This is a genomic window from Rathayibacter sp. VKM Ac-2804, assembly GCF_009866655.1.
Classification (GTDB): Bacteria; Actinomycetota; Actinomycetes; order Actinomycetales; family Microbacteriaceae; genus Rathayibacter.
The window spans coordinates 2842868-2864800 of the sequence record NZ_CP047420.1; the positions used below are offsets into that span (position 1 = coordinate 2842868).

Here is a 21933-nt window from a genome sequence, read left to right on the forward strand (position 1 = left end):
CCTCGGGGTCGGCTGTCGAGTCTACTGAGCGGCGTCGGGGGTGCCGGCGCGCTCGAGGAGCCAGACCAGCAGGGCCTTCTGGGCGTGCAGGCGGTTCTCCGCCTCATCCCAGATCACGCTCTGCGGCCCGTCGATGACCTCGGCGGTCACCTCGTAGCCGCGGTCGGCGGGCAGGCAGTGCAGGAAGAGCGCGTCGGAGGCGGCGGCCGCCATCGTGTCGGAGTCGACCCGGTAGTCGCGGAAGGTGGCGACCCGTGCGGCCTTCTCCTCCTCCTTGCCCATCGAGACCCAGGTGTCGGTGATCACGATGTCCGAGCCGGCGGCACCCGCGGCCGGGTCGGTCGTGGTGGTGGCCGAGCCGCCGGTGGTGGCCGCGATGCGCTGGGCGTCCGCGAGCACGGCCGGGTCGGGAGCGTAGTCCGCGGGCGAGACGATCCGGACGTGCATCCCCGCCGTCGCGCCGGCCAGCAGGTAGGAGTGCGCCATGTTGCTCGCGCCGTCGCCGAAGAAGGTCAGCGTGAGCCCGGCGAGGCGACCGCGGTGCTCGCGGATCGTCAGCAGGTCGGCGAGCAGCTGGCAGGGGTGGAACTCGTCCGAGAGCGCGTTGACGACGGGGACGCGGGTGCCCGCCGCCATCTCCTCCAGCCCGGACTGCGCGTAGGTGCGCCAGACGATGGCCGCGACCTGGCGCTCGAGCACGCGCGCGGTGTCCGACGCGGTCTCCTTGCCGCCGAGCTGGCTGCTCGCGGTCGAGATGATCAGCGGGCTTCCGCCGAGATCGGCGATGCCGACGGCGAAGGACACCCGGGTGCGGGTGGAGGACTTGTCGAAGATGACCGCGACGGTCTGCGGGCCGGCGAGCGGGGTGCGCGAGAAGCGGTCGCGCTTGAGCTCGAGGGCGAGGTCGAGGATCTCGGCCTGCTCGGCGGGGGTGATGTCGTCGTCGCGGAGGAAGTGGCGGGTCACGGCTGCGGTTCGCTTTCGATCGGGGAAGGAGGTCGGGTCGTTCAGGCGTCGAGCGCCTGCACCGCGCGGCCGAAGCGGGCGACGAACTCGTCGACGTCGGCGGCGGTGATGATCAGGGGCGGCGCGATCCGGATGCTGGACTCGTTCGGCGCGTTGACGATGAGTCCCTCCGCCATCGCGGTGGCCGCGAGCCGGGCGGCGACGGGTTCGCTGAGCGCGATGCCGAGCAGAAGACCGGCGCCACGCACGCCGGCGATCAGCGGTGAGCCGAGGCCGAGCACGCCCCCGGTCAGCTGCGCGCCGCGCTCCCGGGCGTTCCGGAGCAGATCGGCGCGCTCGATCTCGCCGATCACCGCGCCGGCGACCGCGGTCGCGAGCGGGTTGCCGCCGAAGGTGCTGCCGTGGTGGCCCTTCTGCAGCAGCTCGGAGGCCGCGCCGAAGGTGACCAGGGCGCCGACCGGGAAGCCGCCGCCGAGGCCCTTGGCCAAGGTGATCGCGTCGGGCAGGATGCCGGCCCGCTGGTAGGCGAACCAGCTGCCGGTGCGGCCGATCCCGGTCTGGATCTCGTCGACGATCAGCAGGACACCGTGCTCGAGCGTGAGCTCACGGGCACGCTCCAGGAAGCCGTCCGGCAGCGGGATGACGCCCGCCTCACCCTGGATCGGCTCGACGATCAGCGCGGCGACCGACTCGTCGATCGCGGCCTCGAGGGCCTCGATCGTCGCCTCGACGTGCTCCACTCCACCGGGCATCGGCTCGAACGGCGCGCGCATCGCGGCCTTGCCGGTCATCGCCAGGGCGCCCATCGTGCGCCCGTGGAAGGCGTTCTGCAGCGCCAGGATGCGGTGCCGGCCGCCGGCCCCGTGCAGGCGGGCGAGCTTGAAGGCCGCCTCGTTCGCCTCGGTGCCGGAGTTCGCGAAGTAGACGCGGCCCGCCTCGCCCGCGCCGGTGAGCTCGCGGAGCTTCTCGGCCAGCCGGATCTGCGGGGCGGTGGCGAAATAGTTGGAGACGTGCGCGAGCGCGCCGGCCTGGGAGGTCACGGCCTCGACGAAGACCGGGTGCGCATGGCCGAGGGAGTTCACGGCGATCCCGCCGAGGAAGTCGAGGTACTCGCGGCCGTCGACGTCCCAGACCCGGCAGCCCTCACCGCGCTCGAGCACGGCGAGCGGGGCGGCGAAGGTCTGCATCATCGCGGCGGCGTAGCGGTCGCGCGCCTCGGCGGTGCGGTCGGAGGCGGCCTCCACGGCCGGTGCGGAGGAAGGCACTTCGGGCGCGGAGGCGCTGGTAGCGGTGTCGGTGGACATGTCGAGCCTTTCGAGCAGAAGCGGTCCGGCCGGGAGGGCCGTCGGTGCGCGCACCCGGTCGGGGTGGCGCTCGGAGCCGGGGCCGCTGGTGGTCAGCGGCCCGACGTTCGCTCCCGGTCGCGAGGATCGGCTGAGGCGACGACCTCGGTGCCGACGCCCTCGGAGGTGAAGACCTCGAGCAGCATCGAGTGCGGGACGCGGCCGTCGATGATCGCGGCCTTCGGCACCCCGCCGAGCACCGCGTCGAGGCACGCCGTCATCTTGGGGATCATCCCCGACTCGAGCGAGGGCAGCAGGGCCGCGAGCTCGTCGGAGGCGATGTGCGACACGAGGGAGTCGCGGTCGGGCCAGTCGGCGTACAGCCCGGGGACGTCGGTGAGGATCACGAGCTTCTCGGCGCCGACGGCGACGGCGAGCGCTGCCGCGGCGGCGTCGGCGTTCACGTTCAGCGACTGCGTCGGGTCGTCGGAGTCGGGCGCGATCGAGGAGACGACCGGGATCCGGCCGGCGTCGAGCTGGGCGAGGACGGCGGCGGGATCGACGGAGATCACGTCGCCGACGAGGCCCAGGTCGTGCTCGACCCCGTCCAACACGACGCCGCGACGACGGCCGACGAAGAGCCCGGCGTCCTCACCGGAGATCCCGGCGGCCAGCGGCCCGTGCTCGTTGATCCGCCGGACGATGTCGCGGCTGATGCTGCCGGTGAGCACCATCCGCACGACGTCCATCGCCTCGGGACTGGTCACCCGGTAGCCGCCGCGGAACTCGCTGGCGATGCCGAGCCGGTCGAGCATCGCCGAGATCTGCGGGCCGCCGCCGTGCACGACGACCGGACGGATGCCGGCGTAGTGCAGGTAGACGATGTCCTGCGCGAAGGCGCGCTGGAGCTCCTCCGACACCATGGCGTTGCCGCCGAACTTGATCACCATCGTCCTGCCGTGGAACCGCTGCAGCCAGGGCAGCGATTCGATCAGGGTGCCGGCCTTGACGGCCACGGCGTCGCGCAGCGCGAGGGTCTCGGCCTCGGTCGGATCGTCGGTGCTCACCGGGTTCTCGGCGCTCATCAGCTGGAGTACGCCGAGTTCTCGTGGACGTAGTCGTGGGTGAGGTCGTTGGTCCAGATCGTCGCCGTGGCGTCCCCGGCGTGCAGATCGATGTCGACCGAGACCTTGCGCGGGGCGAGGTCGACCAGGTCGCGGCTCTCGTCGGGTTCGCCGGCCCGGCAGACCTGCACGCCGTTCATCGCGACATCGATCCCGTAGGGATCGAACTGCGCGTCGGTGGTGCCGACCGCGGCCAGCACCCGGCCCCAGTTCGGGTCGTTGCCGAAGATCGCGGCCTTGAAGAGGTTGCTCCGCGAGACCGCGCGGGCGACGACGACGGCCTCGTCCTCGGTCGCGGCGTTCAGCACGCGGATCGCCACGTCGTGCGCGGCCCCCTCGGCGTCGGCCTGGAGCTGGAGCGTGAGATCGCGGCAGACGTCGGTGAGCGCGGCGGTGAAGTCGGCGTGCTCGGGAGTCGCACCGCTCGCGCCACTGGCGAGCAGCGCGACGGTGTCGTTCGTCGACATGCAGCCGTCGGAGTCGAGGCGGTCGAAGGTGACCCGGGTCGCCGCGCGGAGCGCGGTGTCGAGCTCGGCGGAGTCGAGGACCGCATCGGTCGTGATCACCACGAGCATCGTCGCGAGCCCCGGCGCGAGCATCCCGGCGCCCTTGGCCATTCCGCCGACGGTCCAGCCCTGCTCGGAGCGGACGCTCGCCTGCTTCGGCACGGTGTCGGTCGTCATGATCGCGCGGGCCGCCGCCTCGCCGGCCTCGGGGCCGGTCGCGCCGGGGAGCGCGGCCGACGCCTCGGTCACCCCGGCCGTGAGCTTGCCGAGGTCGAGCTGGTCGCCGATGAGGCCGGTGGAGCAGACCAGCACGTCGCCCGCGGAGACGCCCAGGCTCCCGGCCACGGCCTCGGCCGTGCCGTGGGTGACCTGGAAGCCCGCGGCACCGGTGTAGCAGTTGGCCCCGCCGGAGTTGAGCACGATCGCCGAGACGACGCCGTCGCGCATCACCTGCTCGCTCCAGAGCACCGGATTCGCCTTGCAGCGGTTGCTGGTGAAGACCGTCGCCGCGTTCTGCAGCGGACCGAGGTTGTGCACGAGGGCGAGGTCGCGGGCGCCGGTCGACTTCAGGCCGGCGACGACCCCGGCCGCGGCGAATCCGGCTGCGGCGGTGATGCTCACGGCGCCACTCCGTTCGTGCTCAGGCCGAGGGTCTCGGGGAGGCCCAGGGCGATGTTGGTCGACTGGATCGCGGCGCCGGCGGTGCCCTTGACGAGGTTGTCGAGGGCGGTGATCACGACGACGCGGCCGGCGCGCTCGTCCACGGCGAGGCCGATCAGCGCGGTGTTGGCGCCGACGGTGTCCGCGGTGCGCGGGAAGGCCCCCTCCGGCAGCAGCTGGACGAAGGGCTCGTCGGCGTAGGCCGACTCCCAGGCCTCGCGCACGTCTCGCGCGGAGACCCCCGGTGCGAGGCGCGCGGTCGAGGTCGCGAGGATGCCGCGCGACATCGGCACCAGGATCGGCGTGAACGAGATCGAGACGGGGCCGGCACCGGCGAGCGCGAGGTTCTGCCGGATCTCCGGGTTGTGGCGGTGCCCGCCGCCGATGCCGTAGGCGTGGGCGGAGCCGAGCAGCTCGCTCGCCAGCAGGTCGGTGCGCAGGCTCTTGCCGGCACCGGACGGGCCGACCGCGAGGACGGAGACGAGGTCGGCGGCCTCGATCACGCCGGCGTGCAGGCCCGGCGCGAGGCCGAGCGTGATGGCGGTGACGTTGCAGCCCGGCACGGCGATGCGGCGGACCCCCGCCAGCACGTCGCGCTGCCGGCCGGAGCCGGCCAGCATCAGCTCGGGCAGGCCGTAGGGCCAGGCGCCGGCGAAGTCGCCGCCGTAGTACTCCGCCCAGTCCTGCTCGTCCGTCAGCCGGTGGTCGGCGCCGCAGTCGACGACGAGGACGTTATCGGGGAGCGTCGCGGTGATCTCGCCGGACTTGCCGTGCGGCAGGGCGAGGAAGACGACGTCGTGGCCCGCCAGGTTCTCGGTCGTCGTGTCGACGAGCTCGAGTCGGCGCAGCGAGCGCAGGTGCGGCTGCACCGCGGCGAGGGGCTGGCCGGCGTTCGAGTGCGCCGTGACCGTGCGCACCTCGAACTCGGGGTGATCGGCGAGCAGGCGGAGCAGCTCGCCGCCCGCGTACCCGCTCGCTCCGGCCACCGCCACGGAAAAAGTCATGCCCGAGAGCCTAGTCGCTGGCGGGACCCGCCCTCGCCCGATCGCGACGGGCGGCCGCCGGCCGGAACCGGCGGCCGTCCGCTCACTCGCGCGGCGACGCGCCGAAGCGCTCGGCGGCGAGCGCGGTGCCGCTCTCCTTCGCCGAGCTGGCCTCGGCGGCGGTCAGGGTGCGGTCGGCGGCGCGGAAGCGCAGCGCGAAGGTGAGCGACTTCGAGCCCTCGGGGACGCCCGCGCCGCGGTAGTCGTCGACCAGGCGGATCGCCTCGAGCAGCTCGCCGGCTCCCTCCGCCACGGCGGCCTGCAGGTCGGCCGCCGGGACGGCCACGGGGACGACCAGCGAGAGGTCCTGGGTCGCCGCGGGGAGCGCGCCGACCGGGCGCGCGACGACGAGGCGGCCGGCGCGGGCGATCAGCGGATCGAGGTCGAGCTCGACCACCGCCACGCGGTGCGGCAGGTCGAGGTCGTCGGCGAGCGACGGGAGCAGCTCACCGGCGTGGCCGACCACGGCGCCGTCGAGCAGCACCTCGGCCGTGCGTCCCGGGTGCAGGGCGGCGTGCGAGCCCTGCCGGATCTGCAGCTCCGCGCCCGCGGCGGCCGCGACGTCGCGCACGACGTCGAGTGCGTCGCGCCAGTCGAAGTCACGCGCGGCGACGCCGGGCTGGCGCTCGAGGGCCGAGCCCGTCAGCAGCGCGGCGACGTGCAGCGGCTGGCGCGGGATCCCCGCGTTCAGCGCCGCCTCGACCTCCGCGGACGGACGCGCGCCGGCGAGGGGCAGGCCCGCGGAGCCGAACGGACGGTCGCCCTGCGGCAGGAAGACCGAGCCCATCTCGTAGACGGCCAGGTCGACGAGGCCGCGCGAGCGGTTGCGCGCCGCGACCTGCACGAGTCCGGGCAGGAGAGAGAGCCGCAGCTGCCCCGCGGTCGCGTCCAGCGGATTCGCCAGCGAGACCTGCTGCACCGGCTCGCCGTCGACGGAGCCGAAGCGGTCGTTGATCGAGCGGGAGAGGAACGGGTAGGACAGCACCTCGGTGAGCCCGGCGGCCGCGAGCGACTGCGCGACCGTGCGGCGCAGGCGCTGCCCGGGCGTGAGGCCGCGGCCGGGAGGCGCCACGGGGAGGATCGACGGGATGCGGTCGTAGCCGGTGATCCGGGCGACCTCCTCCGCGAGGGTGGAGCGGTCGGTCAGGTCGGGCCGCCAGCTCGGCGGAGTGACGAGCAGACCCGCTCCCCCGGCCTCGACGCTCGCGCCGATCTCCACGAGGGCGCCGCGGATCTCCTCGGGCGTGTACTCGAGGCCGATCAGGCCGGAGATGTAGCCGTCGGGCAGCTCGATCGTCTCAGCCGCGCCCGCGTCGGCGAGCACCGAGCCGAGCTCGTCCGCGGTGCCGCCCGCGAGCTCGACCAGCAGCTGCACCGCGCGCGCGGCGGCGACCGGCGCGACCAGCGGGTCCACGCCGCGCTCGAAGCGGCGCGACGCCTCGCTCGGCAGCTTGTGCCGGCGGGCCGTGCGCGCGATCGAGACCGGGTCGAAGTTCGCGGCCTCGATCAGGACGTCGGCGGTCGTGTCGGTGATCTCGGTGCGGGCGCCGCCCATCACGCCGGCGAGCCCGATCGGACCGCCGTCGTCCGTGATCAGGAGGTCCTCGTGGTGCAGGCGGCGGGTCTGGCCGTCGAGCGTCTCGAGCGTCTCACCGGCGCGGGCGCGGCGGACGACGATGCCGCCCTCCAGGCGCTCGAGGTCGTAGCCGTGCAGCGGCTGCCCGAGCTCGAACATGACGTAGTTGGTGATGTCGACGACCAGCGAGATCGAGCGCACGCCGGCCAGGCGCAGTCGCGCGATCATCCACGGCGGCGTCGGCAGCGAGGGATCGATGCCGCGGACGACGCGGGTGACGAAGACGGACGAGCCGACGCGGCCGCGGATCGAAGCCTCGTCCTCGACCGCGACGGGGAAGACGGGCGCGGACTCGAGCCGCTCGGGCGCGGTGATCGCGAGCGCGGGGTCGCGGAAGGCGGCGCCGGTCGCGTGGGCGTACTCGCGGGCGATGCCGCGGATCGAGAAGGCGTAGCCGCGATCCGGGGTCACATTGACCTCGACCGCGGCGTCGTCGAGCCCGAGGAGCGCGATGGCGTCGGTGCCGACCTCGGGGTCGATGCCGAGGCTCGCCAGGCGGAGGATGCCCTCGTGGTCGTCGCCGAGGCCGAGCTCGCGGGTGGACGCGATCATCCCGTCGGAGACGTGCCCGTAGGTCTTCCGCGCCGAGATCGGGAACGGCCCGGGCAGCACGGCTCCGGGCAGCGAGACCACCACCTTGTCGCCGGCCGCGAAGTTGTGCGCACCGCAGACGATGCCGCGGACGTCGTCGCCGCCGTCGGCCGCGCGCTCCCCCTCGGGCGCGACGCGGACGGTGCACCAGTTGATGGTCTTGCCGTTCTTCTGCGGCTCGGGGACGAGGTCGAGGACCTCGCCGACCACGACGGGGCCGGAGACGTCGAAACGGTGGACGTCCTCCTCCTCCAGGCCGACCGACACGAGCGCCGCGTGCACGGCCTCGGTCGTGACGCCCTGCTCGAGGTCGACGTACTCGCCCAGCCAGCTCAGCGGGATGCGCATCAGATCACCATCCCGTACTGCTTGCTGAAGCGAACGTCGCCCTCGACCATGTCGCGCATGTCCTTCACGTCGTTGCGGAACATCAGGGTCCGCTCGATCCCCATCCCGAAGGCGAAGCCGGAGTACTCGTCCGGGTCGATGCCGACGGAGCGCAGGACGTTCGGGTTCACCATCCCGCAGCCGCCCCACTCGATCCAGCGGGCACCGCCGACGAAGGTGGGGTGCCAGATGTCGAGCTCGGCGCTCGGCTCGGTGAAGGGGAAGTAGTTGGGGCGCAGGCGGATCTTCGCCTCGTCGCCGAACAGGAGACGGGCGACGTGCTCGAGCGTGCCGCGCAGATGCGCCATCGTCAGACCGCGGTCGACGGCGAGGCCCTCGAACTGCGTGAAGACCGGGGTGTGCGTGGCGTCGAGCTCGTCGGTGCGGTAGACGCGGCCGGGCGCGATCACGTAGATCGGCGGGGTGCGCTCGAGCATCGAGCGGATCTGCACCGGCGAGGTGTGGGTGCGCAGCACGAGGTGCGACTCGACCGGATCGACGAAGAAGGTGTCCTGCATCGCGCGGGCCGGGTGGTCCTCGTCGAAGTTGAGGGCGTCGAAGTTGAACCACTCGTTCTCGAGCTCCGGTCCCTCCGCGATCTCCCAGCCCATGCCGACGAACACGTCGGCGATCGACTCCTGCAGGAGCGAGAGGGGGTGGCGGGCGCCCTGGCGCACGAAGCTGGCGCCGGCGGTGACGTCGACGCGCTCGGCGTCGAGCGCCGCGGCCTGCTCGGCCTCGACGAGCTCCGCCTCGCGCTCGGCGTACGCGTCGCCGACCTGCTTGCGGGCGCCGCCCACGAGCTTGCCGGACGCCGCCTTGAACTCCGGCGGCACGGAGCGCATCAGCGCGTTCAATCGGGCGAGGGCCGAGCCCTCGCCGAGGTGGGCGGTGCGGGCCGCCTTCAGAGCGGCGGAATCGGCGGCCGCGCGGATCGCGGTGAGCGCCTCCGCGGTCGCCGCCGAGACGGCCTCGTCGGTGATCGGGTTGCTGTCAGACACGATCCCCCAGTGTAGGGATGCCTCGCGCGGCCCGCTCGCCCGGGCGGGCGGACGTCTGTGCCCGTCAGCGCGGCCGATCCCGGATCCGGCCGGTCTCCATGCTGATCGAGTAGCCCGCGGCGCGGGCGTATGGAGATCCGCCCGAGCCAGAACCGGCGGCCGCCAGTCCTCCTCGCGGAGCGGTGGGTCTCGATACGCCCCTGCGGGGCTACTCGACCAGCATGTGCACGGATATCGAACAGGAACCCTGCAGATCGCCGACCGCCCGCAAGGCGAACGTGTGAATCGCGTGCCAGCGATTCGCGCTAGGCGGACGCAGGACGCTCTGCGGAACGCGACCGTCTCAGAGAGCCGAGTGCGGTCGACATCGCCGCGGACGATGCCGACGACTCGACACCGAATCGCGTGACAGCGATTCGCGCCTGCCGGACGCGCGACGCTCTGCAGGTCGCGACCGCCTCGGCAGCCGACCGCGGTGGGGATCGCCGCAGGCGATTCCCACAATCGGGTTCAGTCCTGCGCGGCGAGCAGGGCGGTGTCGGTGGTCGCGCGGGCCGCCGGGTGGCCGGTGCCCTTGCGGCCGCCGTTCTTCGTGCGGATCTCGACCCACTTGGCGATGCCGGAGAGGATCAGGCAGATGCCGATGTAGATGGCGCCGACCACGATGGCCGCGGGGATGATCGGGCTGTCCAGGCTCGGCTGGTTGCCGAGGTAGCGGGCGTAGTAGAGCAGCTCGTTGTAGGTGATGATCGAGCCGAGCGCCGTGTCCTTGAGGGCGACGACGAGCTGGGCGATGATCACGGGCAGCATCGAGCGGATCGCCTGCGGGAAGAGGATGAGGCGCATGACGCCCGCCTTGCGCAGGCCGATCGCGTAGCCCGCCTCCTTCTGGCCGCGCGGGAGGGCCTCGATGCCGGCGCGGAAGATCTCGGAGAAGACGGAGCCGTTGTAGAGCGTCAGTGCGATGACCACGGCGAGGTACGGCGTCAGCTTGAGGCCGACGAACGGGAGCCCGTAGTACATCAGCATCATCAGGATGAGGACCGGGATGGCGCGGAACAGCTCGATGAAGAGCGTGACCGGGATGTTGATCCAGCGGCGGTCGGAGAGACGGCCGATCGCCAGCAGCAGGCCGAGCACGATGCTCGCGACGCCGGCTGTGGCGAAGGCGGCGAGCGTCTGCCCGAGCGCCGCGCCGATGCTCTGCCAGACCAGCGGGTAGCCGAACGCGCGCCACTTGGCCGCGGAGAACTGCCCGGACTCGGCGAACCGCCAGAGCACGAAGGCCAGCAGGGCGACGAGGACGAGCAGGACGACGGCGCCCATGACGCGGTTGCGGGCGACCGCACGGGGTCCGGGGTTGTCGAAGAGGACGGAGCTCATCGGGCGACCCTCCACTTCTTCTCGAGCTGGCGTTGGAGGAGGGAGAGCCCGGTGACGAGGATCACGAAGGCGAGCGCCACCCAGAGCACGACGATGAGGCTGTTCTCGCCGCGCTCGTTGAGCACGCGGACGATCGTCCCGGCCTCGGCGACCGAGAAGCCGGCGGCGACGGTGGTGTTCTTGAGGAGGGCGATCAGCACGCTCATCAGCGGCGGGATGACCGAGCGGAACGCCTGCGGCAGCACCACCTGGGTCATCGTGAGGCCGAAGTCGAGGCCGATCGCGCGGGCCGCCTCGGCCTGGCCGATCGGCACGGTGTTGATGCCGGAGCGGAGCACCTCGGCCACGTAGGTCGCCGTGTAGATGCTCAGCGCGGTGATCGCGAGGTTCGTATAGCCGACGTCCGGCAGGTCGAGCTTGGGATAGCCGAAGGCGAAGAAGAACATCAGCAGCGTCAGCGGCGTGTTCCGGATGGTGTTGACGTAGACGGTGCCGACCGCTCGCGCGATCGGGACGGGCGAGACGCGCATCGCTCCGACCACGGTGCCGAGGAGGAGGGCGAAGACGAGCGACACGACGAACAGCAGCAGGGTGTTGCCGAACGCGGGGACGAACACGTCGAGGTTGTTCAGGAGAACATCCATGCTGCGTGCCCTTTCATCGGAGAGGTGGAAGCGGTCGCCGGTGCGGCGTGGAGCAGGAGAGGTCCCGGGGCGATGCGCGACGCGCCGCCCCGGGACTCCTCAGGGGTGACGGCCTAGTAGGCGTCGACCGCGGGCTGCTCGACCGTGGTGCCGGACTGGCCGAGGGTCTCGTCGTAGATCGTGCTCCAGGTGTCACCGCCGTCGGTCAGCATCTCGTTGATGAACCCGCGCAGGGCGGTGTCGTCCTTCGCGAGGCCGATGCCGTAGAGCTCGGTGCTGAAGGGCTCGCCGACGACCTTCAGCTCGTCGGGCTTCTGCGCGGCGTAGCCGATCAGGATCGCGCCGTCGGTGGTCACCGCGTCGACCTGGCCGTCGGCCAGGGCGTCGACGCACTGCGAGTAGGTGTCGAACTCGACGGGCGGGACCTCGGGGTAGTTCGCGCGGATGTTCTGGATCGGGGTCGAGCCGGTCGCGGAGCACACGGTGGTGTCGGCCGAGAGGTCGTCCGGCCCGGTGATCGTGTCGTTGTCCGCGGCGACGAGCAGCTGCTGCCCGGTCTCGAAGTAGGGTCCGGCGAAGCCGACCTGCTCCTTGCGCTTGTCGGTGATCGAGTAGGTGCCGACGTAGTAGTCGATGTCGCCGTTCACGATCGAGGCCTCGCGGTTGGCCGAGGGGATCGGCTGGTAGTCGATCTGCTCCTCGGAGAAGCCGAGCGACGCGGCGACCCACTTCGCGATCTCGATGTCGAAGCCGGAGCGCTCACCGGTCGCGGCGTCGAGGTAGCCCAGACCGGGCTGGTCCTCCTTGACGCCGATGGTCACGGTGTCGTCCGCCGACATGGCGTCGAAGGTCGGGCTGCCCTCGAGGGTGACGTCGGTGGCGACCTCGTAGGCCGCTCCGCTCCCCTCGGAGCCGGAGTCGGAGCCGGTGCCGGTCCCGGAGTCACCGGCGCAGCCGGCGAGGGTGAGGGCCGCTGCGGCGAGTCCCGCGGTCATGAACATGAGCTTGGTGCGCATGATCGTCCTTCCTGGGGTGTGGCCCGCTGGAGCGGGCGATGTCCGGTCGCTCCCGGGGGTTCGGGGGGCGACCTGTCGAACGGCGGCCGGGGCGGGATCCGCCACGGCGCCGGTGACCTAGTGGGTGATCAGCTTCGAGAGGAAGTCCTTGGCCCGGTCGGTGCGCGGGGCGGTGAAGAACGACTCGGGGTCGGTGTCCTCGAGGATCTCGCCGTCGGACATGAAGACGACCCGGTGGGCGGCCTTCCGGGCGAAGCCCATCTCGTGGGTGACGACGATCATCGTCATGCCCTCCTCGGCGAGGCCGACCATGACGTCGAGGACCTCGTTGATCATCTCCGGGTCGAGTGCCGAGGTCGGCTCGTCGAAGAGCATCACCTTCGGCTTCATCGCCAGGGCGCGGGCGATGGCCACGCGCTGCTGCTGACCGCCGGAGAGCTGGGCGGGCGTCTTGCCCGCCTGGTGCCCGACGCCGACGCGGTCGAGCAGCGCCTGCGCCTCCGCCTCGGCCGCCTTCCGCGAGAGCTTGCGGACCTTGATCGGCCCGAGCGTGACGTTCTCGAGGATCGTCTTGTGCGCGAAGAGGTTGAACGACTGGAAGACCATGCCGACGTCGGCGCGCAGCGCGGCGAGCCCCTTGCCCTCCTCCGGCAGCGTTTGACCGTCGATCGAGATCGTGCCGCCGGAGATCGTCTCCAGGCGATTGATCGTGCGGCAGAGCGTCGACTTGCCCGACCCGGAGGGACCGAGGACCACGACCACCTCGCCGCGGTTGATCGTCAGATCGATGTCCTTCAGCGCCTGGAACTCGCCGTAGTGCTTCTGAACCCCGTCGAGGACGACGAGGGGCTCGCGGGCGGCAGCGGACGATCGCCCGGCCTGGGAGGGTGCTTCCATTCCGTCAGAGAATCACACGGGCATGGGCGGGTCAAATCATGAGCGGATTCTTAACCGGAGCGCAACAACTCAGGCTCGCTCCCAGCCTCGCACCACGCCGAGGTGGTGTTCTCTCAGTCCGGGGCTGAAACGTCTCAGACTGCTGACGCGCAGACGCGTCAGGAGCGGAGCGCGAAGGCGCTCTCGTAGAGGCAGACCGAGGCGGCGGTGGCGAGGTTGAGCGACTCCGCGGCGCCGTAGATCGGCACGGCGACGACACCGTCCATCAGCTCGAGCGACTCGTCCTCGAGGCCGCGCGCCTCGTTGCCGAAGACCCACACCGTGGGCTGCGCGAGGTCGCCCCTGGCGCGCACGTCGAGCAGGCCCTCGCCCTTCACATCGGCCGCGACGGCCCTGAGCCCGGCGGAGCGCAGCCGCTGCAGCACGTCGGGCAGTTCGGCGCCGACCGCGACGGGCAGGTGGAACAGCGAGCCCATGGTGGAGCGGACGACCTTCGGGTTGTAGAGGTCGACGGAGCGGCCGGTCAGCACGACGGCGTCGGCGCCCGCGGCGTCGGCCGCGCGGATGATCGTGCCGAGGTTGCCCGGGTCGCGGACCTCCTCCAGCACGGCGACGAGGCGCGGCTCGGAGGCGACGACGTCCTTGAGCGACGTCGGGAACTGCCGGCAGACGGCCACGAAGCCCTGCGGCGTGACGGTGTCGGCCATCGAGTCGAGGACGTCCTCGGTCACGTACTCGATCTCGACCTCGGCCTCCTCGGCCGCGGCGACGATCTCGGGGTGGCGCTCGAGCGCGGTGGGGGTCGCGAACGACTCCATCAGCAGCTCGGGACGGTAGCGGAGCGCCTCGGACATGGCCTGCGGGCCCTCGAGGAGGAAGAGCCCCGACTCCTGCCGTGCCGGACGCCGGGTGAGCTTGGCGACGGAGCGGACACGGGGAGAACGGGGGTTGTCGAGCATGCGGCGAGCCTATCGGCGCTCCGTCGCGGGGCCCGGTCGACACGTCGCCCGCCCGGAAGGCGAGCTGAGGGAACGAGGACCCGCGGGAACGACGAAGGGGGCCGCGCCTCTCGGCGTGGCCCCCTTCGGAGACGTGCTGCGGACTACGCGGCCTTCGGGGCCGAGGTGTCGGCGGGCAGGGCGGCCTTCGCGCTCGCCACGAGGGCGGTGAAGGTCGCCGGCTCGGTGATCGCGAGGTCGGCGAGGATGCGGCGGTCGACCTGGATGCCGGCCAGGGCGAGGCCCTGGATGAAGCGGTTGTAGGTCAGGCCGTTCGCGCGGGACGCGGCGTTGATGCGCTGGATCCAGAGGCGGCGGAACTCGCCCTTCTTCGCGCGGCGGTCGCGGTACGAGTAGACGAGGGAGTGGGTGACCTGCTCCTTGGCCTTGCGGTACAGACGCGAGCGCTGGCCGCGGTAGCCCTTGGCGCGCTCGAGGATGACGCGACGCTTCTTGTGGGCGTTGACCGCCCTCTTGACTCTTGCCATTTCTCTTTCTTCCTTACGATCCGGGTCGGTTGTCGAGGACTACGACGGCAGCGGGCTGCCGTGGTGGTCGACTACAGGCCGAGAAGCTTCTTGGCGACCTTGGCGTCCTGCGGGGCGAGGACCTGGTCCTGGTTCAGGCGACGGGTGCGGACGCTGGACTTCGACTCCAGGTTGTGACGCATACCGGCCTGCTGCTTCATGAGCTTGCCGGAGCCCGTGACCTTGAAACGCTTCTTGGCACCCGAGTGGGTCTTCATCTTGGGCATGTTCTCTCCTTGTCGACGTCGCACGCGCACTCGGCGGGCGAAACTGGTGCCCCGCGAGCGGGGCGTCCACCGGCCCCGAGGACGGGGCGGCGAAGTATCAGACGGATTCGGACTCGGCCGTTTCCTCTTCGGGGGTGTTGGCCTCGCGACGAGCGGCGCGGACGGCGTTCGCCTCGGCCTTCGCCTCGGACTTGTTCTTCAGCGGGCCGATGACCATCACCATGTTGCGACCGTCGATGGTCGGGGTGGACTCGACCTGGCCGAACTCGGACACGTCCTCCGCGAAGCGCTGCAGGAGTCGCACGCCCATCTCGGGGCGGGACTGCTCGCGACCGCGGAACAGGATCATGGCCTTGACCTTGTCGCCGGCCTTCAGGAAGCCCTCGGCGCGCTTGCGCTTGGTCTCGTAGTCGTGCTTGTCGATCTTCAGGCGGAAGCGGACCTCCTTGAGGATCGTGTTCGCCTGGTTGCGACGGGCTTCCTTGAGCTTCTGGGCCTGCTCGTACTTGAACTTCCCGTAGTCCATGATCTTGGCGACGGGAGGCTTGGAGTTGGGAGCAACCTCGACCAGATCCAGGTCTGCGTCCTGCGCGAGTCGCAGGGCGACCTCGATTTTCACGACGCCGACCTGTTCTCCGGCGGGACCCACGAGGCGGACCTCGGGGACGCGGATTCGGTCGTTGGTACGGGGATCGCTGATTGCGTTTCTCCTCTGATCTCGGTGAGTTGCTGCTCTGCGGCCGGAGTGTTCGTCCGGCGCATCCCGAGAGAGGTGATTCCCTGTGCGAAGCGCGTCTACCGCGCTGCGCTGCACCCTTCGACGCGCTCCCCGAGACGTGTCTCGAGGACCGCAGCCCTGCCCCCGTTGCCGGAGGCGGAGTGCTTCTGACCCGGTAACCTAGTGAAGCGGTCAAGCGCGGGTGGGAGAATCTCCACTTTCGAACCGAGGACATGCCTCGGAGCCCGCATCACCATAGCAGACTTCCGGCCGGAAGGGCAGCAGGCGGCATCCGCCACTCCCCCTCCACCGCGGGCGCCCCGCTCCAGCACCGCCTCGGGGCACCCGCGTGCGCCGGTCCCACCGAACGAAGGACCCATGGCTCAGCACGACGACGACTACGCCCGACGGTTCGGCGACGACTCCTCCGATGTGGAGGCCGCCCGCGACATCGCCGAGGTGCCTGCGGTCGAGATCATCACGACCGCCGCGGTGCACCTGATGAGCGCCGCCGCCGTGAAGTGCGGTCTCGCCGATGAGCCGGGCGCCCAGGTCGACCTCGACGAGGCGCGCAAGCTGATCAACGCCCTCGCCGGCCTCGTCACCGCTGGGGCGCCCGACATCAGCGACATGCACGCGCGCAGCCTGCGCGACGGGCTCCGGACGCTGCAGCTCGCCTTCCGCGAGGCCTCGCCGATCGCCGACCCGATCGGCAAGGGCCCGGGCGAGAAGTGGACCGGCCCGGTCACCTGAGCCCGGAGGGCCGGCTCAGGCGGCGGGAGCGGACGCCAGCTGGAGGGTCATCGAGTCGACCCTCGCGGCGACGATCTCGTCGGCGGCCCAGCGCTCGCCCAGCCGCGCGACCAGCGCTCCGAGCGCCGCACGATCGAGACCGGGCTGCAGCTCCAGCACGATGACCAGCTCCGGACCGGTGAGCCGCTGACCGGGATCGCCCGGCCGCACGTCGAGCGAGACGACGGCGTCCTCCGCGGCGGCACCGGCGCGCAGAGCGGCCAGGACCTCCGGATCGGCCGGGCTCGGCCGCCACGGCGACCCCTCGGCGATCGCCCAGAGCGCGGGGCGGCGGACGGCGAACTCGTGCGGCGAAGCGGGGTCGAGGACCATCAGCTCGGTCTCCTCCGCCACCGCGGCCAGCGCCGCCCGCCGTCCGTCGACGGGGACGGGACGTGCGAGCCGGTCCCAGCGGCGCATCGCCTCGACGTCGCTGAAGACCGGGAGCACGGTCCGGCCGTCTGGACCCGCGACCGTCACGATCGACAGCTCCTGCGACTTGTCGGCGCGCAGGCCCGCGACGCCCTCGGCCTCCTCGCCGAGCTTCGCGACCAGGGGGATGAGCAGGCGCGACTCGCGCAACGCGTCGACCACCGCCTCCGGGCCCGCGTCGCCCGCGCCGAACGCGCGCAGCGCGCGGACCAGGCCCTCGGGTGCGCTGCCGTCGTCGTCGGTCGACGCGCTCTGCTCGAAGTGGCGGCCGGCCCACGGGGTGCCGGCCGAGTCGCTCAGGTGCGCGGGGAGCGCGCGTCCCTCACCCGAGGACGAGCCGGTCACTCGGAGGCGACGTCGAGCGCCTCGGCGAGCGTGAAGGCGCCGGCGTAGAGCGCCTTGCCGACGATCGCGCCCTCGAGGCCCTGCGGGACGAGGTCGCGCAGCGCCGCGATGTCGTCGAGGTTCGAGATGCCGCCCGAGGCGATGACGGGGCGGTGCGTGCGGGCCATGACCTGCTCGAGCAGCTCGAGGTTGGGTCCCTTGAGGGTGCCGTCCTTCGTCACGTCGGTGACGACGTAGCGGGTGCAGCCGGCCTCCTCGAGGCGCTCGAGGACCTGCCAGAGGTCGCCGCCCTCCTTCGTCCAGCCGCGGGCCGCGAGGGTGGTGCCGCGCACGTCGAGACCGACCGCGATCTGGTCGCCGTACTGCGCGATGACGCTGGCGGCCCACTCCGGGTTCTCCAGCGCGGCGGTGCCGAGGTTGATGCGCTTCGCACCGGCGTTCAGCGCCGACTCGAGGCTGCGGTCGTCGCGGATGCCGCCGGAGAGCTCGACGTTGACGCCCTTCACCTGGCGGATGACCTTCTTCATGATGCCGTGGTTGTCGCCGCGGCCGAAGGCCGCGTCGAGGTCGACGAGGTGGATCCACTCGGCGCCCTGGTCGGCCCAGTCGCCGGCCGCGTCGATCGGGTCGCCGTAGTTGGTCTCGGTGCCCGCCTCGCCCTGCGTCAGGCGGACGGCCTTGCCGCCGGCCACGTCGATCGCGGGGAGAAGGACCAGGCCCGGGGCCTTGGTGAACTCGCTCATCGTCATCCTCAGTCTCGGAGCTGGTGCGGCCGGGGCGCCTGGGGCGCCGCCGACCACCGGCCGATCCTAGTTCGTGCGGAGCCCGCCCAGCCAATTCGAGAGCAGCCGCAGGCCCGCGGCGCCGGACTTCTCCGGGTGGAACTGCGTCGCGGAGAGCGGCCCGTTCTCGACGGCCGCGATGAACGGACCGCCGTGGTCGGCCCAGGTGACCGCAGGACGCGGGAACGGGGGCATGACGTCCAGCGTCCACTCCCGGGCGCCGTAGGAGTGCACGAAGTAGAAGCGCTCGTCCTCGATGCCGTCGAACAGGCGGGAGCCCGCCGGCACGTCGACGGTGTTCCAGCCCATGTGCGGCACGACCTCGGCGGGCAGCAGGTCGACCGTCCCCGGCCACTCCCCCAGGCCCTCGCTCTCGACACCGCGCTCGACGCCGCGCTCGAAGAGCACCTGCATCCCCACGCAGATCCCGAGCACCGGGCGGCCGCCGGCGAGGCGCTTCTCGATGATCTCGCCGCCGCGCGCCGCCGTCAGTGCCGACATCACCGCGCTGAAGGCGCCGACCCCCGGGACGAGGAGTCCGTCGGCCTCGAGGGCGCGGGTGCGGTTCGAGGTCAGCTCGACGTCGGCGCCCGCGAGCTCGAGCGCCTTGACGGCCGAGTGGACGTTGCCGGAGCCGTAGTCGTAGACGACGACGGACGGCCGGGCGCCGGTCACAGGGCGCCCTTCGTCGAGGGCACTCCGGCGACCAGCGGGTCGAAGGCCTTGGCCTGGCGGAACGCCCGGGCGAACGCCTTGAACTCGGCCTCGGCGATGTGGTGCGGGTCGCGGCCGCCGAGCACCGTGACGTGCACGGTCAGGCCGGCGTTGAAGGCGATCGCCTCGAAGACGTGGCGGACCATCGATCCGGTGAAGTGGCCGCCGATCAGGTGCAGCGCGAAGCCCTCGGGCTCGCCGCCGTGCACGAGGTAGGGGCGGCCGGAGATGTCGACGACCGCCTGGACGAGCGCCTCGTCGAGCGGCACGAGGGCGTCGCCGAAGCGGGAGATGCCGGCCTTGTCGCCGAGCGCCTGCTTGATCGCGGTGCCGAGCACGATGCCGATGTCCTCGGCGGTGTGGTGGATGTCGATCTCGATGTCGCCGGTCGCGCGGACGGTCAGGTCGGTCAGCGAGTGCTTCGCGAACGCCGTCAGCAGGTGGTCGAAGAAGGGCACGCCCGTGGAGAGGTCCGCGACACCGGTGCCGTCGAGGTCGATCGACAGCTCGATGCTCGACTCGCTGGTGGCACGACGGAGGGAGGCGGTGCGCCCGGGAGCGGCGCTCGAGGAGGTCATGGTCTCCAGTGTATTCGGGGTGCCGCCGCCCCTCCGAGCGGCTACTCGCGGGCCAGGGCGACCGCGGGGTCCGCCTCAGGGGCGGGCAGCGCGGCGACCGCCTCGAGGAAGGCGGTGGTCTCCGCCTCGGTTCCCGCGCTCACCCGTAGGTGGTGCGGGATCCCGACGTCGCGGATCAGGATGCCGCGGGCGAGGAGCGCCTCGAACATCGCTCCGGGGTCGGCGACGCCGCCGAAGAGGACGAAGTTGCTGCCGGTCTCGTGCGGGGTGTAGCCGAGCTCGCGCAGTCCGTCGATCATCCGGTCGCGCTGGACGATGATCTCGCCCACCATCGCGAGCATCTCGTCGGCGTGGGCGAGCGCCGCGGTGGCGGCCGCCTGGGTCAATGCGGAGAGGTGGTACGGCAGGCGCACCAGGCGGAGGGCGTCGACGACGGCCGGGTCGGCGGCGAGGTAGCCGAGGCGGACGCCGGCGAAGGCGAAGGCCTTGCTCATCGTGCGGGAGACGAGCAGGCGCGGGCGGCCCTCGAGCAGGCTGAGGGCGGTCGGCGCCTCGCGACCGGCGAACTCCGCGTAGGCCTCGTCGACGACGACGATGCCGTCGGTCGCGTCGTACAGCGCGGCGATCGTCTCGAGGTCGAGCGGCGTGCCGGTGGGGTTGTTCGGGGCGCAGAGGAAGACGATGTCCGGGCGCTCCCGGCGCACCGCGTCGGCGGCGTGGGCGGCGGACACCCGGAAGTCGGCCTCGCGGTCGACGCTGATCCAGCGGGTGCCGCTGCCGGAGGCGAGGATCGAGTACATCGAGTAGGTCGGCGAGAACCCGAGCAGCGAGCGGCCGGGGCCGCCGAAGGCCTGCAGGACGTGCTGGAGGACCTCGTTCGAGCCGTTGGCGGCCCAGATCGAGTCGGCCGTCAGGCCGTGGCCGAGGTAGCCGGCCAGCGAGTCGCGCAGCTCGCGGAACTCGCGGTCGGGGTAGCGGTTCACCGTCCGGAGGGCGACGGACACCCGCTCGACGATGTCGGCGATGACGTCGTCGGGGACCGGGTGGGTGTTCTCGTTGACGTTGAGAGCCACGGGGACGACGGCCTGCGGAGCGCCGTAGGGCTGCTGACCGCGCAGGTCGTCGCGGAGGGGGAGATCGTCGAGAGTCGTCACCCCGGAATGGTACCGGGGAGCTCGACGCGCTCGATCAGCCCGCGATCTCGTACTGCGCGGGGATGGCGAGGCGCTGACCGGGCTCGAGGCCGGCGTTCGCCAGCTGGTTGAGCGACTGGATGTCGTAGACGACGTCGCGCGGGTCGGACTGCGGCGCGAGCTCCTCCGCGAGGGACCAGAGGGACTCGCCGGCGCGGACGGTGACGTACTGGAACTCGATGTCGGCGCTCTCGCCCGAGGCGACGGCTCCGCCGCCGTTGAGGCCGAAGACGAAGGCTCCGGCGACGAGCGGCAGGGCGCCGAGGGTCGCGAGCACGGCGCGGCCGCGACGGGTCAGGCGCAGCCGGGTGCGCGCACCGGGCTGCTCGGCAGCAGTGACGTGCTGTGCGGGAGTCTGGTGCAACGCGGTGGTGGAGAGCTGTGCGGTCATGGTGATCGCTCCTTTCAGCAGGGGTTCGGGCCGGGTCCTCGGCCGGGAGGACCCGGTCCGAACCTCTGTTCCGAATATATCTTCGAATACCGCGTCGGGCAAGGCCCGGTCGCGCCGCATCCGTTGCTGGATCGCGCGACACACTCGAACGAATGTTTCGAACGCGGATCCCCGCCGGATACAGTTTCGAGAGTCCGCAGTCAGTACAGCAGCGACCACCGACATCGGTGCTCGACTCGGGCGGAGAGGGCGCGCACGCGGCGTGCGCACCGAGAGAGGGACGATCGTGAGCGACGCGCAGACGGCCGGAGCGAAGCCGGCCAGGACGACGACTCCGGCGCCGAAGGCGAAGGCGGCGGCCAAGCCCGCGGCCGGCCGCCGCCGGAAGAACCTCAGCGCGAAGCAGCTCGCGATCCTCGACGCCATCCAGCGCTCGGTGTCCAGCCGCGGCTATCCGCCGAGCATGCGCGAGATCGGCGACGCCGTCGGGCTCGCCTCGCTCTCCAGCGTCACGCACCAGCTCAACCAGCTCGAGCTCAGCGGCTACCTGCGCCGCGACCCCAACCGCCCCCGCGCGCTCGAGATCCTCATCGACGTGCCGAGCTCCACCGAGGACGACGGCTCGTTCGAGTCGACGGCGACGGTCGCCGACGCGGCGATGGTGCCGCTCGTCGGCCGGATCGCGGCCGGCGTGCCGATCATGGCGGACCAGCAGATCGACGAGGTCTTCCCGCTCCCCCGCCAGCTGGTCGGCAAGGGCGAGCTCTTCATGCTCAAGGTGGTCGGCGAGTCGATGATCGACGCGGCCATCTGCGACGGCGACTGGGTCGTCGTCCGCTCGCAGCGCACCGCGGAGAACGGCGAGATCGTGGCGGCGATGCTCGACGGCGAGGCGACCGTCAAGGTGCTGCGCCAGCGCGACGGCCACACCTGGCTGCTCCCCCGCAACTCCAACTTCGAGCCTATCCTCGGCGACGAGGCCGAGGTCCTCGGCAAGATCGTCGCGGTGCTCCGCTCGGTCTGACGCGGCGGCGCAGCACGCGCAGGAGGGGCGGACGGCATCGAGCCGTCCGCCCATCCTGCGTCTCCGGGCCTGGCA

General features: G+C 71.9%; 23 protein-coding genes. 2 read left to right on the top strand and 21 right to left on the bottom strand.

The annotated features are described in order from the left end of the window. Positions 1–21: 21 nt before the first annotated feature. The 15 genes from argF to infC all read right to left on the bottom strand — a co-directional run bounded on the left by argF (position 22) and on the right by infC (position 15589). A complete protein-coding gene (argF, locus tag GTU73_RS13355) occupies positions 22–966 on the bottom strand; it encodes an ornithine carbamoyltransferase (RefSeq protein ID WP_160090214.1) in 945 nt (314 codons plus the stop codon). Positions 967–1007: 41 nt separating this feature from the next. Further along, positions 1008–2270 (bottom strand): acetylornithine transaminase, encoded by a 1263-nt coding sequence (locus tag GTU73_RS13360; RefSeq protein ID WP_160090216.1) that lies wholly within the window; start codon positions 2268–2270, stop codon positions 1008–1010. Between the two features lie 92 nt (positions 2271–2362). Next, positions 2363–3334, bottom strand: coding sequence for an acetylglutamate kinase (argB, locus tag GTU73_RS13365; protein WP_160090218.1), 972 nt, complete (start codon positions 3332–3334; stop codon positions 2363–2365). Further along, on the bottom strand, positions 3334–4500 hold the full coding sequence (gene argJ, locus GTU73_RS13370; protein WP_160090220.1) for a bifunctional glutamate N-acetyltransferase/amino-acid acetyltransferase ArgJ: 1167 nt from the start codon (positions 4498–4500) through the stop codon (positions 3334–3336). Before argJ ends, argB begins: the two co-directional genes overlap by 1 nt. Then, complete coding sequence (argC, locus tag GTU73_RS13375) at positions 4497–5543, bottom strand: N-acetyl-gamma-glutamyl-phosphate reductase (RefSeq protein WP_160090222.1); 1047 nt, start codon at positions 5541–5543, stop codon at positions 4497–4499. Before argC ends, argJ begins: the two co-directional genes overlap by 4 nt. A gap of 82 nt (positions 5544–5625) precedes the next feature. Next, positions 5626–8157 (bottom strand): phenylalanine--tRNA ligase subunit beta, encoded by a 2532-nt coding sequence (gene pheT, locus GTU73_RS13380; RefSeq protein WP_160090236.1) that lies wholly within the window; start codon positions 8155–8157, stop codon positions 5626–5628. After that, on the bottom strand, positions 8157–9197 hold the full coding sequence (gene pheS / locus GTU73_RS13385) for a phenylalanine--tRNA ligase subunit alpha (protein ID WP_123444514.1): 1041 nt from the start codon (positions 9195–9197) through the stop codon (positions 8157–8159). Before pheS ends, pheT begins: the two co-directional genes overlap by 1 nt. Positions 9198–9707: 510 nt before the next feature. Beyond that, complete coding sequence (locus tag GTU73_RS13390; RefSeq protein WP_160090237.1) at positions 9708–10580, bottom strand: amino acid ABC transporter permease; 873 nt, start codon at positions 10578–10580, stop codon at positions 9708–9710. Then, positions 10577–11224 carry an amino acid ABC transporter permease gene (locus GTU73_RS13395; RefSeq protein ID WP_160090238.1) on the bottom strand — a complete coding sequence of 216 codons (648 nt, stop codon included), beginning with the start codon at positions 11222–11224 and terminating at the stop codon, positions 10577–10579. The genes GTU73_RS13390 and GTU73_RS13395 overlap by 4 nt, the downstream gene beginning before the upstream one ends. A 113-nt stretch (positions 11225–11337) precedes the next feature. Beyond that, positions 11338–12240, bottom strand: a complete 903-nt coding sequence (locus GTU73_RS13400; RefSeq protein WP_160090239.1) for a glutamate ABC transporter substrate-binding protein — start codon at positions 12238–12240, stop codon at positions 11338–11340. Positions 12241–12357: 117 nt separating this feature from the next. Further along, on the bottom strand, positions 12358–13137 hold the full coding sequence (locus tag GTU73_RS13405) for an amino acid ABC transporter ATP-binding protein (RefSeq protein WP_123444517.1): 780 nt from the start codon (positions 13135–13137) through the stop codon (positions 12358–12360). Between the two features lie 158 nt (positions 13138–13295). Continuing rightward, entirely contained in the window at positions 13296–14096 is an 801-nt protein-coding gene (locus GTU73_RS13410; protein ID WP_160090240.1) for an RNA methyltransferase, read from the bottom strand. Between the two features lie 143 nt (positions 14097–14239). Further along, entirely contained in the window at positions 14240–14623 is a 384-nt protein-coding gene (gene rplT / locus GTU73_RS13415; RefSeq protein WP_123444519.1) for a 50S ribosomal protein L20, read from the bottom strand. Between the two features lie 71 nt (positions 14624–14694). Beyond that, on the bottom strand, positions 14695–14889 hold the full coding sequence (rpmI, locus tag GTU73_RS13420) for a 50S ribosomal protein L35 (protein ID WP_056042364.1): 195 nt from the start codon (positions 14887–14889) through the stop codon (positions 14695–14697). A gap of 97 nt (positions 14890–14986) precedes the next feature. Further along, positions 14987–15589: a translation initiation factor IF-3 gene (infC, locus tag GTU73_RS13425; RefSeq protein ID WP_160091379.1), complete on the bottom strand. Its 603-nt coding sequence runs from the start codon at positions 15587–15589 to the stop codon at positions 14987–14989. Between the two features lie 396 nt (positions 15590–15985). On the opposite strand from infC, the gene GTU73_RS13430 reads away from it, so the two are divergent. Then, positions 15986–16360, top strand: coding sequence for a DUF1844 domain-containing protein (locus GTU73_RS13430; protein ID WP_133963637.1), 375 nt, complete (start codon positions 15986–15988; stop codon positions 16358–16360). A 15-nt stretch (positions 16361–16375) separates the two neighbouring features. Here the strand turns inward: GTU73_RS13430 and GTU73_RS13435 are convergent, their stop codons facing one another. From GTU73_RS13435 to GTU73_RS13460, 6 genes are all read right to left on the bottom strand, one after another. Next, positions 16376–17176 (bottom strand): SseB family protein, encoded by an 801-nt coding sequence (locus tag GTU73_RS13435; RefSeq protein ID WP_167306050.1) that lies wholly within the window; start codon positions 17174–17176, stop codon positions 16376–16378. Next, the gene (priA, locus tag GTU73_RS13440; RefSeq protein ID WP_123705565.1) at positions 17173–17919 is read right to left on the bottom strand and encodes a bifunctional 1-(5-phosphoribosyl)-5-((5-phosphoribosylamino)methylideneamino)imidazole-4-carboxamide isomerase/phosphoribosylanthranilate isomerase PriA; all 747 of its coding nucleotides are present in this window, start codon (positions 17917–17919) and stop codon (positions 17173–17175) included. Before priA ends, GTU73_RS13435 begins: the two co-directional genes overlap by 4 nt. Before the next feature lie 66 nt (positions 17920–17985). After that, positions 17986–18633 (bottom strand): imidazole glycerol phosphate synthase subunit HisH, encoded by a 648-nt coding sequence (gene hisH / locus GTU73_RS13445; RefSeq protein ID WP_160090241.1) that lies wholly within the window; start codon positions 18631–18633, stop codon positions 17986–17988. Continuing rightward, positions 18630–19250 (bottom strand): imidazoleglycerol-phosphate dehydratase HisB, encoded by a 621-nt coding sequence (gene hisB, locus GTU73_RS13450; RefSeq protein ID WP_123444522.1) that lies wholly within the window; start codon positions 19248–19250, stop codon positions 18630–18632. Before hisB ends, hisH begins: the two co-directional genes overlap by 4 nt. A 41-nt stretch (positions 19251–19291) precedes the next feature. Continuing rightward, entirely contained in the window at positions 19292–20404 is a 1113-nt protein-coding gene (locus GTU73_RS13455; RefSeq protein WP_160090242.1) for a histidinol-phosphate transaminase, read from the bottom strand. A 34-nt stretch (positions 20405–20438) separates the two neighbouring features. Then, positions 20439–20834 (bottom strand): LysM peptidoglycan-binding domain-containing protein, encoded by a 396-nt coding sequence (locus GTU73_RS13460; RefSeq protein ID WP_160090243.1) that lies wholly within the window; start codon positions 20832–20834, stop codon positions 20439–20441. A 286-nt stretch (positions 20835–21120) separates the two neighbouring features. Between GTU73_RS13460 and lexA the strand changes: the two genes are divergently transcribed. Next, on the top strand, positions 21121–21858 hold the full coding sequence (lexA, locus tag GTU73_RS13465) for a transcriptional repressor LexA (protein ID WP_160090245.1): 738 nt from the start codon (positions 21121–21123) through the stop codon (positions 21856–21858). The last annotated feature ends 75 nt before the right edge of the window (positions 21859–21933 follow it).